The organism is Priestia sp. 40 (genome assembly GCF_049368575.1).
GTDB lineage: Bacteria > Bacillota > Bacilli > Bacillales > Bacillaceae_H > Priestia > Priestia zanthoxyli.
On sequence record NZ_JBMPZA010000005.1, the window covers coordinates 1162166 to 1176744 of the forward strand.

At 38.0% G+C, this 14579-nt stretch carries 21 protein-coding genes; 4 read left to right on the top strand and 17 right to left on the bottom strand.

Features of this window, described 5'->3' with window-relative positions:
- Nucleotides 1-16: 16 nt before the first annotated feature.
- Nucleotides 17-1690 carry a DEAD/DEAH box helicase gene (locus ACO1DI_RS07080; protein WP_014458233.1) on the top strand — a complete coding sequence of 558 codons (1674 nt, stop codon included), beginning with the start codon at nt 17-19 and terminating at the stop codon, nt 1688-1690.
- Nucleotides 1677-2501 (top strand): YqhG family protein, encoded by an 825-nt coding sequence (locus ACO1DI_RS07085; protein WP_014458232.1) that lies wholly within the window; start codon nt 1677-1679, stop codon nt 2499-2501. The genes ACO1DI_RS07080 and ACO1DI_RS07085 overlap by 14 nt, the downstream gene beginning before the upstream one ends.
- Here ACO1DI_RS07085 and ACO1DI_RS07090 read toward each other — a convergent pair.
- From ACO1DI_RS07090 to ACO1DI_RS07130, 9 genes are all read right to left on the bottom strand, one after another.
- A complete protein-coding gene (locus ACO1DI_RS07090) occupies nt 2479-2709 on the bottom strand; it encodes a YqzE family protein (RefSeq protein ID WP_372779895.1) in 231 nt (76 codons plus the stop codon). The genes ACO1DI_RS07085 and ACO1DI_RS07090 overlap by 23 nt on opposite strands.
- Nucleotides 2710-2752: 43 nt before the next feature.
- Entirely contained in the window at nt 2753-3127 is a 375-nt protein-coding gene (gene comGG / locus ACO1DI_RS07095) for a competence type IV pilus minor pilin ComGG (RefSeq protein WP_013059171.1), read from the bottom strand.
- On the bottom strand, nt 3117-3554 hold the full coding sequence (comGF, locus tag ACO1DI_RS07100; protein WP_014458231.1) for a competence type IV pilus minor pilin ComGF: 438 nt from the start codon (nt 3552-3554) through the stop codon (nt 3117-3119). The genes comGG and comGF overlap by 11 nt, the downstream gene beginning before the upstream one ends.
- Nucleotides 3551-3889: a type II secretion system protein gene (locus ACO1DI_RS07105; protein WP_028411610.1), complete on the bottom strand. Its 339-nt coding sequence runs from the start codon at nt 3887-3889 to the stop codon at nt 3551-3553. The genes comGF and ACO1DI_RS07105 overlap by 4 nt, the downstream gene beginning before the upstream one ends.
- On the bottom strand, nt 3873-4355 hold the full coding sequence (gene comGD, locus ACO1DI_RS07110) for a competence type IV pilus minor pilin ComGD (RefSeq protein ID WP_226554895.1): 483 nt from the start codon (nt 4353-4355) through the stop codon (nt 3873-3875). Before comGD ends, ACO1DI_RS07105 begins: the two co-directional genes overlap by 17 nt.
- Nucleotides 4297-4608: a competence type IV pilus major pilin ComGC gene (comGC, locus tag ACO1DI_RS07115; RefSeq protein WP_013059175.1), complete on the bottom strand. Its 312-nt coding sequence runs from the start codon at nt 4606-4608 to the stop codon at nt 4297-4299. Before comGC ends, comGD begins: the two co-directional genes overlap by 59 nt.
- Nucleotides 4609-4622: 14 nt before the next feature.
- The gene (comGB, locus tag ACO1DI_RS07120; protein WP_014458228.1) at nt 4623-5669 is read right to left on the bottom strand and encodes a competence type IV pilus assembly protein ComGB; all 1047 of its coding nucleotides are present in this window, start codon (nt 5667-5669) and stop codon (nt 4623-4625) included.
- Complete coding sequence (comGA, locus tag ACO1DI_RS07125; RefSeq protein WP_423145180.1) at nt 5660-6712, bottom strand: competence type IV pilus ATPase ComGA; 1053 nt, start codon at nt 6710-6712, stop codon at nt 5660-5662. Before comGA ends, comGB begins: the two co-directional genes overlap by 10 nt.
- A gap of 269 nt (nt 6713-6981) precedes the next feature.
- Nucleotides 6982-7365, bottom strand: a complete 384-nt coding sequence (locus tag ACO1DI_RS07130; RefSeq protein ID WP_013059178.1) for a Spx/MgsR family RNA polymerase-binding regulatory protein — start codon at nt 7363-7365, stop codon at nt 6982-6984.
- A gap of 261 nt (nt 7366-7626) precedes the next feature.
- On the opposite strand from ACO1DI_RS07130, the gene ACO1DI_RS07135 reads away from it, so the two are divergent.
- Complete coding sequence (locus tag ACO1DI_RS07135) at nt 7627-7863, top strand: DUF2626 domain-containing protein (RefSeq protein ID WP_013059179.1); 237 nt, start codon at nt 7627-7629, stop codon at nt 7861-7863.
- Between the two features lie 37 nt (nt 7864-7900).
- Here ACO1DI_RS07135 and ACO1DI_RS07140 read toward each other — a convergent pair whose 3' ends face one another.
- A complete protein-coding gene (locus tag ACO1DI_RS07140; RefSeq protein WP_423145181.1) occupies nt 7901-8533 on the bottom strand; it encodes an MBL fold metallo-hydrolase in 633 nt (210 codons plus the stop codon).
- Between the two features lie 208 nt (nt 8534-8741).
- Between ACO1DI_RS07140 and ACO1DI_RS07145 the strand changes: the two genes are divergently transcribed.
- Nucleotides 8742-8918, top strand: coding sequence for a DUF2759 domain-containing protein (locus ACO1DI_RS07145; RefSeq protein WP_013059181.1), 177 nt, complete (start codon nt 8742-8744; stop codon nt 8916-8918).
- Between the two features lie 35 nt (nt 8919-8953).
- Here ACO1DI_RS07145 and ACO1DI_RS07150 read toward each other — a convergent pair whose 3' ends face one another.
- The 7 genes from ACO1DI_RS07150 to ACO1DI_RS07180 all read right to left on the bottom strand — a co-directional run bounded on the left by ACO1DI_RS07150 (nt 8954) and on the right by ACO1DI_RS07180 (nt 14560).
- Complete coding sequence (locus tag ACO1DI_RS07150; RefSeq protein ID WP_208732871.1) at nt 8954-9856, bottom strand: M14 family metallopeptidase; 903 nt, start codon at nt 9854-9856, stop codon at nt 8954-8956.
- 111 nt (nt 9857-9967) lie between these two features.
- On the bottom strand, nt 9968-10936 hold the full coding sequence (locus ACO1DI_RS07155; RefSeq protein ID WP_013059183.1) for an ROK family glucokinase: 969 nt from the start codon (nt 10934-10936) through the stop codon (nt 9968-9970).
- Between the two features lie 2 nt (nt 10937-10938).
- The gene (locus tag ACO1DI_RS07160) at nt 10939-11145 is read right to left on the bottom strand and encodes a YqgQ family protein (RefSeq protein ID WP_013059184.1); all 207 of its coding nucleotides are present in this window, start codon (nt 11143-11145) and stop codon (nt 10939-10941) included.
- Between the two features lie 181 nt (nt 11146-11326).
- Nucleotides 11327-12847 carry a rhomboid family intramembrane serine protease gene (locus ACO1DI_RS07165; RefSeq protein WP_328575421.1) on the bottom strand — a complete coding sequence of 507 codons (1521 nt, stop codon included), beginning with the start codon at nt 12845-12847 and terminating at the stop codon, nt 11327-11329.
- Between the two features lie 134 nt (nt 12848-12981).
- Nucleotides 12982-13158: a hypothetical protein gene (locus ACO1DI_RS07170; protein ID WP_013059186.1), complete on the bottom strand. Its 177-nt coding sequence runs from the start codon at nt 13156-13158 to the stop codon at nt 12982-12984.
- Between the two features lie 51 nt (nt 13159-13209).
- Nucleotides 13210-14007 (bottom strand): DUF92 domain-containing protein, encoded by a 798-nt coding sequence (locus ACO1DI_RS07175; RefSeq protein ID WP_182420455.1) that lies wholly within the window; start codon nt 14005-14007, stop codon nt 13210-13212.
- Nucleotides 13994-14560 carry a 5-formyltetrahydrofolate cyclo-ligase gene (locus ACO1DI_RS07180; RefSeq protein WP_014458219.1) on the bottom strand — a complete coding sequence of 189 codons (567 nt, stop codon included), beginning with the start codon at nt 14558-14560 and terminating at the stop codon, nt 13994-13996. The genes ACO1DI_RS07175 and ACO1DI_RS07180 overlap by 14 nt, the downstream gene beginning before the upstream one ends.
- Nucleotides 14561-14579 lie beyond the last annotated feature (19 nt).

The following is a 14579-nucleotide window of genomic DNA, read 5'->3' on the forward strand; positions in this document are numbered from 1 at the left end:
AAGGAGCATTTTTATCATGAAAGTGAAATTAAACATCGATGAAACATGGGAAGCAGCCTTCTCAACTAAATTGGAGCAAGACGGCCCTTGGTCAGCATGGGATTTGTATAAACTTGCCTATGAAATAGAAGACCAAACGCTTATCTCAGAATTTGAAGGACTACAAAGCCCAAAACATCTAGCCGATTTAACGCCGCTTCCTCATCAGCTCGAAGTAGCCAAACAAGTAGTTGAAACAATGAATGGGAAAGCCATTTTAGCAGATGAAGTAGGACTGGGGAAAACGATTGAAGCAGGGTTAATTTTGAAGGAATATATGATTCGCGGACTTGTTAAAAAAGTTCTCATTTTAGTTCCAGCTTCGCTTGTTTCACAGTGGGCCATGGAATTGAATCAAAAATTTTATATTCCCGCAGTCCCTCAAAGGAAATCATATGTGTGGGATCAGTGTGACATCGTTGTGTCTTCAATTGATACAGCAAAACGTTCTCCTCATCGAGAAATTGTGCTAGAACAAGACTACGACCTCATCATCATTGATGAAGCTCATAAACTTAAAAACAACAAAACAAAAAACTATGAATTTGTGCAAAGTCTAAAAAAGAAATTTTGTCTGTTGCTAACCGCAACACCGATTCAAAATCGAATTGAAGAAATTTTTAACTTAGTCTCTCTTTTAAAGCCTGGCCATCTCGGCAATAAAGACTATTTCGAAGAATTATTTTCCGCTAAAAAACGTTCTTTGCAAAACGATGAACACTTAAAAGAGCTTGTTAACAAAGTTATGATTCGAAATCGCCGCCACGATACGGGTATCGAATGGACGAAGCGAATTGTTCAAACCATTCCTGTTGAATTCTCGCCAAAAGAACGCGAGCTATACGATGCGATTACGTCTTTTAAAGGAAACGGACTGCACCCTTCAAGCGCTTTTTCAATTTTAACTCTGCAGCGAGAGGCCTGCAGCAGCCGCGAAGCGGTATATATGACATTAAAAAACATGCTGGAACGTCAGGAAGATCAAAACAGCGCATTAACGGAACATATGATTACTCCGTTAATGGAACTACTTCAGCAAGTACCGCAAAATGCAAAAGCAGAAAAAGTGCTAGAGCTCGTTCAAAAAATTGATGACAAAGTCATTATTTTCACTGAGTACAGAGCAACTCAACTGTATTTACAGTGGTATTTAAAACAGCATGGAATTACCTCTGTACCGTTTAGAGGCGGATTTAAGCGAGGTAAAAAAGACTGGATGAAGCAGCTTTTTGAAAGCCACGCGCAAGTATTTATTGCCACTGAAGCGGGCGGAGAAGGAATCAACCTTCAGTTTTGTCATCATATCATTAACTATGATCTACCGTGGAATCCAATGCGTCTAGAACAGCGAATTGGAAGGGTCCATCGTTTAGGTCAAAAACATGATGTTCACATTTACAATTTAGCCATTCAACATACGGTCGAAGAACATATTTTAAAATTGTTATACGAAAAAATAAACCTTTTTGAACGAGTTGTTGGAGAGTTAGATGATATTTTAACAAAGCTTGATTTAAAAAATATCGAAGAGCATATTCAGGATATTTTATTTCATTCACGGAGTGAAGGAGAAATAAAAATCAAAATGGAGAACTTGACGTCTATTATTCAATACGAAGACAGCGAGGAGGATCAGCATGCAGCAAACTGACATTCATCAATTTTTAAAGCGTTACTTTCTAGCTAATAATTGTTCTATTGTCACAGAAACACCATCTTATCTAACGGTTCAATTAACGATCGAACTTGACAAAGAGTTGATGAATCGTCCATTTTATTGGCATTATGTTGAAAAGACAGGCGGAGAAGCAAATCCTGCTTCACTCACTTTCATTACAGACCCAGCGTTTGAAGATGATTCTGTTCAAGGAGAACGAATTCATTTTGGCTCACCTAGGCTGCATCAAATTTTCGCTTCTACTCAAAAGCTAGGCGGATTTATTCACTTGTATGAACAAGTTTCATCAGCTCAGCCAACAAATCAGCCTTTACATCCTTGGCTTGCGTTAAATATTAAAGTCTCGTACAAATGTGATCGTAAAAAAGACGAGCTCTTGTCGCTTGGCATTAATTTAATCAATGGACAAATCATTGAATCATTTCATGAATTAATCATTAATCAAAATTTGTCATCTAAAATCTCGGACTATTGCTTTACTCTTTCACCTTTTATTAAACCGAAAAGTGCGATTGCGCGACTCACATCATATGTGACTGACTACGTTAAAACTCAACCGACTGAATGGGCAGAAAAAGCACAGGAAAGATGGTATGAAGACTTAGCGCTTCTTGATCATTTTTATGAAACAGCGGAAGAGCTCCCAGAAATATATGTGACAGAGAAAACAGCGCTTCAAGAGCTGTACGAACCGACTATCTTATTTAAGTTTATAAACGGTGGCTTATTTTACATATCGCCCGAAACGATGTCTCGTCAATTTAATAAAACACAAGCCGGTTAAAAAAAGATGAGCATATGATATGCTCATCTTTCTTTTTCTTTCGGTACCACAGCATAAACGACAGCGGAATCATTCCAAACCATCTGTTTGCAAAAGGTGCTCGCTCTTCTTTTTTTTGAATCTTTTTCGTTTTCCTCTCTTCTTTTGGCTGATCCATATATTGTACAAATTGCTGAGTCATATATTTTACATAATCATTCGTTTTCATATAATCATCTCCTCAGCACTATTATATCCGGAGAGAAAGAGACTTAATCCGTCCACTTCACAATGTGCTGATCCTTTTTTTGAATATATGCCGTTTCCGTCAATGCTCTTCCTTGCAATGTTTGACATTTTATTTTTAAGATGATCATCTGTTCATCTTCACTTACTACTTCGTATGAAACCGTACCAGTTTCTAATACTAAAGATGCAGATGGAGATTTATTATGTTCTTTTATTTCTTTTTTTACATGTACCACCGCGTTTTCTAAAAGATGCTGCAGACGATTTTTCTGCTCTACTTCTTGATAAAATGAACTTTTCGTCACAAAATAAGTGGTTTGCTGAGCTACTAACAGAAGAAAAAGCGCACAAAATGCCAAAACGACCGGGAGAATAAATCCTTGCTCATTATGTTTCATGAGCAAGCATCAAAAACGTTGTAATGGTTTCTTCTCTAACTTTGTTAACACCGTCTGTTGAACGAATCAACAGCCTTTCTTTTTGCTGTTCATACATAATATTCTTAATGTGCTGCAGCACCACTTCATGACCACTTTCATCCACTCGTCTTCTTATCTTGTCGTCGTAGCGTTCATAAGTGATGATCTGATTATTTTCCATTTTCAACGTAAGCGTAGTCGCATGAATTCCCACTTCTTTTGCTTCTCGATATTCTATAGCAAGTTGATTCACAAAAATTTCCCACTCCATTTCATTCATACTAAAGTCCGGATTATATGTTTGCTTAGCTAGCGGAATGATAATGGGGAAAAATGAAACAATAATTAAAAAAAGAGTAAAACTGACTAACATCTCTACAAGCGTAAAGCCTTTTTCCCTTTTCACTTCAACATCACATCACACTTCTTTTTCATTTTCTCAGCGGAATCTGTCCATTCTACACAAAGCTTTTGAGCACTTTCTCCGTACCACTTCAGATAAAACGCAACGTTTTCTTTTACGATTTTTTCTCGCCGTTTATATCCTGCTTCATATTTATATTTCAATAGCTCTTCGTGCAAGATAGCATCAGCTTGATACGAAACATATTGCTTCTTTTCTGCTTCCTTCATCTGAACATACAAAGGAATAATTGTACCGGTTAGGAGTAAAAGCATGCTAAATGAAACAAGCATTTCTAACAAGGTGTAGCCCTGCTGACCCTTACATCTTGTCCACATAAAAACGCCCTCTGCCTATTTGAAAAGTAACTTTATATTTAAATTTTTGATTGCTGATAAAAATGGTCTTTGCCTGAGAAATATTGCCGTTTTTGTTGTATTGTATCGTGGAATTGCCGCTTCCAAATGTGATATGAATGGTGGAGTCATAGGCGCGCTTATAAAGAACGGCACGAGAATCAGAAATAATATATTCTGTTCCCTTCGGTGCGAAGTTAATTTTAATTGGAGATTCTCGGTTCATGGCTGTCTGCTGCACATAAAACGTGTCGCTTTGCAGCTGTCGCAAGAATAGTGTGATTTTGTAATATTCCACAAGCGGTCGAATGGCTACGATAATGGAAAACATCATCACTTGCACAATAAATAAAACCATCAGCATCTCAATGAGGGTAAATCCTTTTTGCTTAAGAAGAACCACTAGCTGTAACCTTTCCGGTACCGTCAATTTGAATAGCTTGCCCATTTGGACACACGGTGCCTTCTTTTAAGTAGCCTCCTGCTTCAAGCTCTTCTAGACTCGGTTTTTCGCCATTTTCAAGTTCGTATACTTGTACCTCAGCCTCTACGGTTTTGACAAGAGCTGAGCAGCCTTTATTGTTAATAACCGTATTATGCTTTAATACATTTGGAATCATTATGAGCAAAAGCACGGTAATAACGAGCATAACAATGAGCATTTCAATAAGGGTAAATCCTTTATCACCTTTTAGAATCATATTCTTTCACCTTTCTACAAGCTCGACATCACTTCTAACATCGGAAGCATAACGGACATATACATAAGCAGAATGACAATTCCGATGAATAAGAATGTAAGCGGCTGTACATATTTTAAAATACGAAAAATAAACTGTTCCATTCTTTCCATCATAAATAGACTGTAATCATACAGTTCTTGAGAAAGCTCACCGTTTTGCTGGCCATGAACAATAACATGAGCCAAGTCTTTTTCATAATGAGATTTACCTGAAATGATATGATCTAATCGCATTCCTGAGGAAAGTTGATCTGTAAAAGCAAAAGCTTCCACTTGAAAAAATGGATGATGCTCTTGCTTTTGAAAAAGAGCAAAGCATTCATAAATAGATAAACCACCATTTAGTAAATTGCTCATATGAACAGAAAAAAAGTACGAGTTAAATAGCCGTGTGAACGTTCGGATAACGGGAACTCTCATAAAGAGCTGCATCTGAACTACTGGAGGCAATTTTTTAATGTAAATCACATAAAACAAATACAGGATGATTGGCATACTGATGACTGCAGGTAACACAAAAGGAAAGAACGACATCGCCTGCATAAATAGAAGGATAAACGAAGACTGCTTGTTTCCAAAGGATAAGTACAGAGCTTCAAACTGTGGAAGTAAAACCGTACTTAAAACAAATAAAATGGAAAGAATAAACAGCAGTAGCAATACGGGATATTGGACAAGCTTTTGAAATTTTTTACGATGCCTTACTTTTTCTTCAATCATTGAGCTACTTTCTTTTAAAGCAAATTGAAGGTTTCCATGCTGTTCTGCAAAATATAAATAGCTTAAAATATCACGGTGAAACTGAAGTTTAACAAAAGCATCGTGCAAAGATTCTCCTCGTTTTAACTGCTCAAGACATTTTTCAATATCCGTTTTTTCTTTGTTAGATACTTGAAACGTCAAAAACGAAAGAGCTTGAGAAAGAGTGTAGCCTTTTTCCAAAAGCTTAGAGACCTGCTTAAGAATTTTCGCTTGCTGAGCAAGAGACCATCTTTTTTGTCTATTTGTCTTTACACCCATCCGTCTAGCGAATGCGGATATAAATAACCTAGCGCAATTCCTTTTAGAATAACATCTCGGAGCGTCTTATAATCATAATCCGCATTTTCTCCTTTCACTTCTCTCATCACCGCGCTAAGCTCCTTGCCATAAAGCAATTCGTATATGCTGGACTGACGATGCTTCCTCATCTTTTTACAAGCTGGGTGGCATTTTCCGGAACACAGCGGACAGCGAATTTCTACAAGGCGCTGTGCAGCTACTGCTACAAGAGTCTGTTCCATTTCTTGAAAGCTAACACCAAACTCAAGCAGCCTGTACAAAGATCCTTTTGTATCTTTAGTATGCATCGTTGTCAAAACCAAGTGTCCGGTAAGCGCTGCTCTCACAGCAATTTTGGCAGTCTCACTATCTCTTATTTCTCCCACCATGATAATATCTGGGTCATGGCGCAATATAGCTTTTAAACCAGTCGTGTACGTAATCCCCGCCCGTTCATTTACCTGTACTTGAAGCACGGTTTCACTCGGTTTTTCAATAGGATCTTCTAGTGTAATAACATTTCGATTAAAAAGATGCTTTACTTCGTGTAAAAGAGTATATAGAGTAGTGGTTTTACCCGATCCTGTAGGACCGGTAAAAATAATTAATCCATGAGAGAATTTCAAGAGAGAAATAAGCTTTTTAGTATGTTCAGGAAAAAGCGATAAATGTTTGAGAGATGTAGATTGTTGATGAGGCAAAAGCCGAATAACAAGACTTTCATCATGAGAAGTAGGAAGAGTTGATAAACGCAAATTTACTTGATAGTGATCAATGGAAGTGGTCAGTGCACCATTTTGAGGTTTTCTGCGCTCGCCAATATCCATTCCCCCTAAAAATTTAAAATGTGAAATGAGCCGTTCAGACATTTCCTTCGAAATAACCCTCTTTAAAATAAGCTCTTGGTCAATTCGTAGCTGAATCACAGCATCTTTCTTTCGGGGCACAATATGCACATCAGAACTTCGGCACTCACATGCATCTCGTATAATGTAAGTTGCAAACTGTTCAATTTCGGTCAAACGATCATCACTCCTTTATTTGTGATAAAGATGATTGGTAAAACATCTAGAAACAGTAATTTCGACCTTTTTCGAGATTTTCCTCCTTCTTTTTTCATTTTTTATAATTTTTTTAGTATACGCTTCTTTGCTTCGCTTCAGTCCTTGTACACAATGTACAACTTCTGTACACCTCTAAACGACTACATAAAAAAAGACAACGTGATGTAAAACTCTACGCTGTCGTTTTATTCGTTATTTACTGAATTGAGCTTCTTCATCATGTACGCTTACACAACTAGAGAAGCAAGACTTGTTTTTTTCTTGACTAAATTTTTAAGAGCAGATTCGTTATAGCCTACTACAAGCTTTTTGCCATCTGTTAAAATTGGTCGGCGAAGTAAACGAGGATGTTCAATTAATAGATTGACTACTTCAGATAGAGTCATGCTATCCACATCAACATTTAACTTTTTATATTCTTGACTTCTTTTAGCAAGAAGTTCATCCATCCCTTCTGTTGTCATAGAAAGAAGTTCAAGCATTTCTTTATGAGTAGGTGTTTCTCTAAATAAATGACGCTCTTTAAAATTTACATCTTCCTTCACTAGCCACTTTTTCGTTTTACGACAAGATGTACAGCTCGGATACGTATAAAATTTAATTTCTTCCATATGAAACCCTCCCGTTTTTTAGTTATAGATTGTTTATATACATTGTACACGTTTTGTATAACTTTTGTATAGTATTTTGCACATGTTTTGTATAACTTTTTTTCTTCTGTCGTATTTCAAGGAAAAGATAGCGTTTTCAGGAAAGAAAGGATGTATTATAATGGAAAAGTATCGATATAGTTTTATAAGTGCTTTCTAGTGCTTACACAGCGATGACATTCATCATGACACTAACTAAGTTTGATAAAGGAGGAAATGGACGTGGAACGAATGTACCGTGTAATGGGGTTCTGGACAGCAATTTTCACTGTAATGTTTTACCTCGGTCACATGCATAAGACTTCTTTACTCTTTTTAGCTCAAACAGGCTTTTTTGTAATTCTTAGTTATTTAAAGCTGTCTGAAAGAATGTACATTTACGTTTTCGGAGCATATTTGACCGTCTTTTTTGTGGGGTTCACGTACTGGTCAACTTTTATGATGACACCAGGACAGTAAAGAGAAAAGCGATGGGCTTCCATCGCTTTTTGTATTCTTAAAAACCATTTAGGAAAGGATTTTGATCCATTTCGTGTCCCACAGTTGTTTCAGGTCCGTGACCGCTTAGTACAAGCGTATCTTCTGGAAGGGACAGCAATTTCAATTCGATGCTTTCTAACAGCTGAGCTTGATTGCCTCCAGGTAAATCTGTGCGTCCGATGCCGCCTGCAAAAAGCGCGTCACCAGATACTACAAAGTTACCCGATTTGAAATAATATGAAACGCTGCCAGGAGAATGGCCAGGCGTTTCGTACACCTCAAATTGGAATGAGCCAATTGTTAAATTGCCTTCGACTGAAATAATATCGGTTGCATCTGGAGCCGTAATTTCTCCTAGGTCAAAAAATTTTGAACCGTTTAAATCACTATTATGAAGCCATTCTTTTTCATTTTTATGTACATAAAGCGGGCTAGAGTAGTGATTCATCACTTCATCTACTCCTCCAATGTGATCAAAATGAGCGTGTGTCAGCAAAATAGCCAACGGTTTATACGTTTGTTTTTCTAGAAATTCAACGAGCTGTTTTCCCTGAGCTCCCGGGTCAAAAACTAAACACTCTTTTTTTTCGTTAGCAACGACATAACAATTCGTTTGAATAGGTCCTAGCGGTATACGATGATAGTTCATAATGTATCCTCCTTGTAAAATTTATTTCCGTTATATGCATTATCATACACACATCATCTTATAAATGAAAGTAAGGACCTTTCTAAGCTAACAAGGCGAAAGAAAGATTGGTTTTCATCTCGACAAACGGTTAGAAAAGTTTTACAATTAAAGGGATAAGCTAATGATAGCGCTTTAATTTTAAGTTGCCTAAAGGAGGTTTCTTCGAGTGGGTCTTATGATTATTTTTGCACTAACAACATTGCTAGGCGTATTTGCAGCTATTTCATCTTTTAGAAATAAAAACATATTAGGCATTGGTTTTTCGGTACTAACATTCGGGGTATTCGGATGGTTTACCGTGATGACCATTATACATCACGGTTATCCGGCGGTACATCATTAAAAAAGCCACGCAAAGCATATGCTTTGCGTGGCTTTTCAAATAGATAGATATTCCATTGCCGCAACTAAGATAGCTTTGGTCGGATTATATACGCGTGATATTTCAGATAAAGGCAGCGGATTAATTCCTTTTCCCAGTTCTAAGGTGAACCCTAGCTTTTTCTTTTCTAAAATAAACCAATCCTTAAATCCAGCGTGACTATCAATCGTTTTGACTGCTTTATAACCGCTTACTCTTTCAAAATAACTGGCTATTTCCTCCGCTTCCTTCGGCTCTTCATTCATATACCCCCAGTAAAATTCTTCTCCTTGGGTATGTAAAGCTATCACACAATCAAAATCATGACGCTCAACAAGTTTTACCATTGCCTGCGCTTCAGGTTCAGACAGAGATTCATAGCCTGGAAAGTCCCGATAATGCGGAGCTTTAGGTTCTTTGCGCTTTTTTTCAATTTCCCAATAAGCCGGAAACTGATTGTTTAAGTCTACCCCTCGGATATTTGCTTTCCAGCTTTGAAAATCAGGAAAGTCTCTTCCTATTTTAGAAAGAAAAGACGCATAAGGTTCACTTACAGGAGGACCTTTTAAGACCAGATCTACTCCGTCTGGATTAACAATTGGAACTGTAGAAAGCGTAACTTGATTAAAAAGAGCTCTTGCTTCCTGCCCGTTCAACGCCTGATCATAATGAAGAGCAGCTAAATAATCTTCAACAAACTGTAGAAGAACATTTGTCGTAATCCATTCATTGGCATGAAAAGACGCATTAATATGAACCTTTCTTTCTCCGTTTCCAATTAAAATATGAGGAATCGGCTTTCCGAGCACGCTGCACCCTATCCATTCAAGAGAACCATAGGGGTAGTATGTTAAAAGTGTTTGGATATCTCGTATTGTTCGCGTGTAATCGTAGGGCTTTTGGATATCTACAATTTGCATAATCTTCACTCCTTTACACTATGTATATGTAAAGATTGAAAAGATGCATGATAAAAAAGCGCTTTGACATTTAGTCAAAGCGCTTTTTTATCTCAGTTAGATGCTTGCTTATTATTCAAAATAAGATTTAACTAACCAAGCTCCTCCAATAATTCCCGCATCGTTTCCTAAAGTAGCGATTGCTAATTCAGCACCTTGCGCTACGCGAGGAAATGCAAAACGTTTGAAATAATCTCTTACCGGTGCAAGTAATACCTCGCCTGCACGAGACACACCGCCGCCTAGAACGATTTTCTCAGGGTTTAATGCATTAGCAGAGTTTGCTAGTGCTAGACCTAAATGAAAGGCAACTTTATCTACAACATGCATCGCTAATTCATCTTTTGAACGAGCTGCATCAAATACATCTTTAGATGTAACTTGTCCATTTTGTTCTAACACTGTGCGAAGCTCACTTGGTTTGTCCGTTTCCGTTAATTCTTCCATTGTTAAACGTACAATTCCAGTTGCTGAAGCGATTGTTTCTAAACAGCCGGTTTTGCCGCAGTTACACGGTGCTCCGCCTTCAGGAATAGAAGTAATGTGCCCGATCTCACCAGCGGCTCCATTTACGCCTTGTACAATTTCACCATTTGCAATGACGCCACCGCCAACGCCTGTGCCAAGCGTAACGCAAAGTAAATCTTTTGCTCCGTCTCCAGCACCCTTCCACATTTCTCCAATCGCTGCAATGTTTGCATCATTGTCTACTACAACAGGAAGAGAAGTTTCTACTTCCAAGATATCTTTGATAGGGAATTTTTCCCAACCTAAATTGACAGCTACTTCAATCGAACCGTTTGCAAAGTTGACAGGCCCCGGTGCACCAATACCAATGCCTACTAACCTTGATTTTACTTCTCCAAGATCGTTTAACTTTTTATCAATTGCTTTTGCAATATCTGTTGGAATTTTACGGCCTTGCTCGCTCACATCCGTATTAATTTCCCATTTGTGAATGATTTCTCCATAATGATTAATAAAGGCCATTTTTATTGTTGTACCGCCTAAATCAACTCCAACTAACCATTTGTCATCCATGTTCATTCATCCTTTTTCTCTTTTTGTTGTTTTAACTCTCGACGAAGCAAAAGAATTGCCATTTGGTAATCACGTACATCAATCAAGTTAGACTGATATAACTCTTTTACTTCCGCTTCCATCAGCTCTAAATCAGCAATACGATCGCCCACGTATATAAAAATGCCGAAGGACTTTAATAATTGTTGTACATCATATAACGTATTCATTCTGTCACCTTTATCCTATTTTCTAGGTGATATGATTCATTTATTTTGAGATAACTCAACAGTCATTCAGTCATAAACAGCGGCCGTATTTAACGCCCACTGCTAGGTCTACATATTAATATTCTAGTAAACGTTCTCACAATAGTAAAGTATAAAATATTAAATTCGTCATTCAACAGTTTTAATTTTCTAGCTCTTGCTTCAGCTTTTCGTATTTTTCATTTTGCGGTTCAAGCGCAATTGCTTTATCGATATTTTGTGTGGCCGCTGGAATATCATTCAGTTTCATATTCACCAGAGCTAAATTGTAATACGCCTCATGAAAAGTTGAATCATACTTTATAGCCTGATTCAATTGCTGTTTAGCTGCTTTATAATTTTCAAGATAAAATTCTGCGCGAGCACTGACGAAATACACGTTACTATTTCCTGTTCCTTTTTCAACAAAAAGCTTAATGGCATCTTTTGCTTCTTCATACTGCTTCTGCTGAAGATACGTAGCCGCTACGCTGAGTGCATAGGGTTCATCTTGATAAACAGAACGCTCATGATATCCATAAAAAAGCAGACTTCCTACTAGTAAAAGCGTGCAAATGAAAGCCGGAATCTGAATATACAGCTTTTTTTGTTTCGGTAAACTGACGATGCTTGCAGCTAAAAATCCGCCAACCAAACCGCCAATATGCCCTGCATTATCGACGTTCGGCGCAACAAATCCAAAAATCAAGTTAATTACAATAATGACAATGAAACTCGACCCCATTGTTCGAAAAAAGAAGCGTGGATTTGTTCTTGCTATAAACAGTAAAGCTCCAAAGCAGCCGAAAATAGCCCCTGAGGCTCCTGCGGAAATAGACGTATTCCATATAAAACTTCCTAGAGATCCTGCAAACCCGGCAAATATATAAATAAAGACAAAACGCCCGCTGCCATATATCCTCTCTACAAGCGTTCCTAAATAATACAAGGCTACACTATTCATAAGCAAATGCAGAAGTCCTATATGCAAAATTATAGGGGTAAAAAAACGCCACCATTCGCCTTCCATAATTAAGGGGTTGTATTTAGCTCCGTATTGAATCAGAGTGAGCGTATTTTGTGTACTGCTCTTCCACTCCAGAAATAGAAACATTAAGATTTGCAGCGCTAAAAATATATATGTAAAAATAGGCTTCCCGTATCCAGCTATTTGCTGTTCTTCGCTTTGTTTTTTCTGTACAAAAAGCACAATTTTATGTTTCCACTGTTCTATGCGCTCGGCTTCTTCTTCGGAAGAGAAATTGTCTGCGCTTTCCAATGTAAGATCTAGCCGTTCGAATAGAGGTTCATAAGCGCTTGCTTTCTCTGCCGTTAGTTGTTCAACGTAACTATTCACTTTAGAGGGACTTGGCGCACTTTCTAAGGACTGCTCAGTATAAAACGGATCAAAATCAGCAAAGTAAATCGTGTTAAGAGTAAGCGTTGATTTACCGCTCTGCTTTCGCACATTCTCAGCTCTTTGTAATGCATATAACACATCTTTTTGCTGTTCAACGGCTGATTTAAAATTCCGGCGGACTATGCGGACAATTGACTTATCTTTGCGATGCGAAGATTGAAACCATAGCTCTGAAGCATCAGCTTTCATCGAAATCAACTCATATGAAGAATGGCCAAGCAAATGCTGTGCCAGCTGCAAATAATAAAAATCTTGCCTAGACAAATAGTCACCTCCTCACACTCTCTATATGTAAAGATGGCAGAAACCCAGGAAAAAAGCAACGATTTTCCCTTTTTCTTTTTCTATAAAAAAACACCTTACAGGTCTGTAAGGTGTTTTTTATGTATCTTTCGCTCTTAGCGGAAGACCTGCTTCATTAAACGATCCCGAACAAACGGCAAATTAAAAAATGAACGAACAGCTAGACTGCGGATAAACGAATTTCCAAACAGGGAATTTAAAACACGGTATCTCATTTGATAGCCTAGCGTTCCAACGACTAAAAGCGTAAGTACTAATACAATATGTCTCATTTTCAAGCCTCCTTACGTTTACTTTGCTCCTATGACGAACATTTTATGCTCTTATATAGGTAAAAACAGGATAAGGATTCCGCCTGTAAAAGCAGCAAGCAAAATAGCGGCAAGGTTCACAACATCATTGTTAAAGAAAATGATTCCTTTCTCTTTTATCGTTGGTTTACGACAATGCTCTTTCCGTTCTGTTTCAATACCGCAGCTTTGACAACGAAAGCGAACTTGCACACTTGCTCCAAGAAGAGTGTCTATAGCGTTTCCGATGAAACCAAAGCAACCGACTAGCAATATACCACTCAGCGATACATAGGGAAAAGCAAAATAACAAGCGGCAGCAATAAGAAAAGCTCCCGCTGCTCCCGCTGCTGTGCCTAAGAGCGATACGGCTCCTGAGGTACCGGCTTCTACTCTCTTTAACGTCCAAATGTAAAACGGCGGCCTCTTACTAAGAGAGCCTATTTCAGATGCCCATGTGTCAGCATTAGCAGCTGAAATACTGATCATAAACATCCACATGCAAACAGGCGAAGCTGTTGCAGCATATAACAAACTGCAAGCAGCGGCTACACCCCCGTTAGCAAGGACTTGAATATAATCTCGTCTGTCGTGCTTTTCTAGCTTTTCTTCTAATCCACGCTTTTTTTCTTTCTTGTACTTACTACACAACGTAGAAGTGCTAAAAAATAAGAGTAAGAGTAAAAAACCTTGAAGTGAAAAACCGATATAAACGCTCGCTCCTACGATAAAAGACATGCAGGCTCCCGATACAGTCAGTGCTTTTGCCCAGTAGCCTGCTCCTGCCATGAGTAATATCACAATGATCATGGCAACATCAAACGGATTCACAGCAAATAAGCTCCTTCTCTGTCAAAATATATTGAACAGGAACATCATGAGATTCATATGGAACCTCCGAAACGACTTGACAATCAAATGCAAGGCTTAGCTTCTGTCCGGTATAGTCTGTTAAATAACGATCGTAATAGCCGCCTCCGTAGCCGATACGATATCCATTTTTGCTATATACCACGCCAGGAACAAGGAGTAAATCAATTGAAGATTTTGAGACCAGAACCGTTTCTTCAATAATGGGTTCGGCTAACCCGTAGTAAACTACTTCAAGCTGTGAAAAATTCGTAATCTCGTAGAAAATCATTTGAGATGTTGTGGGGTTGCATTTTGGAACAGCTACTTTCTTTCCATCTTTCCAAGCACGTTCAATGATGGGCTTTGTATTAACTTCTTTATTTCTTGAAACCGTAACTGCAATCACTCTAGCTTCTTTCCATAAACAAGTTTCATACAGTTCATTTGCTATGCTTGTTGAATGTGACTCGTGCTGCTCTTCAGAAATTAAATTAAGAACGCGCTTCATCTCTTTGCGCAGATGAGATTTCATTTTAATTCCCCCTATAAAA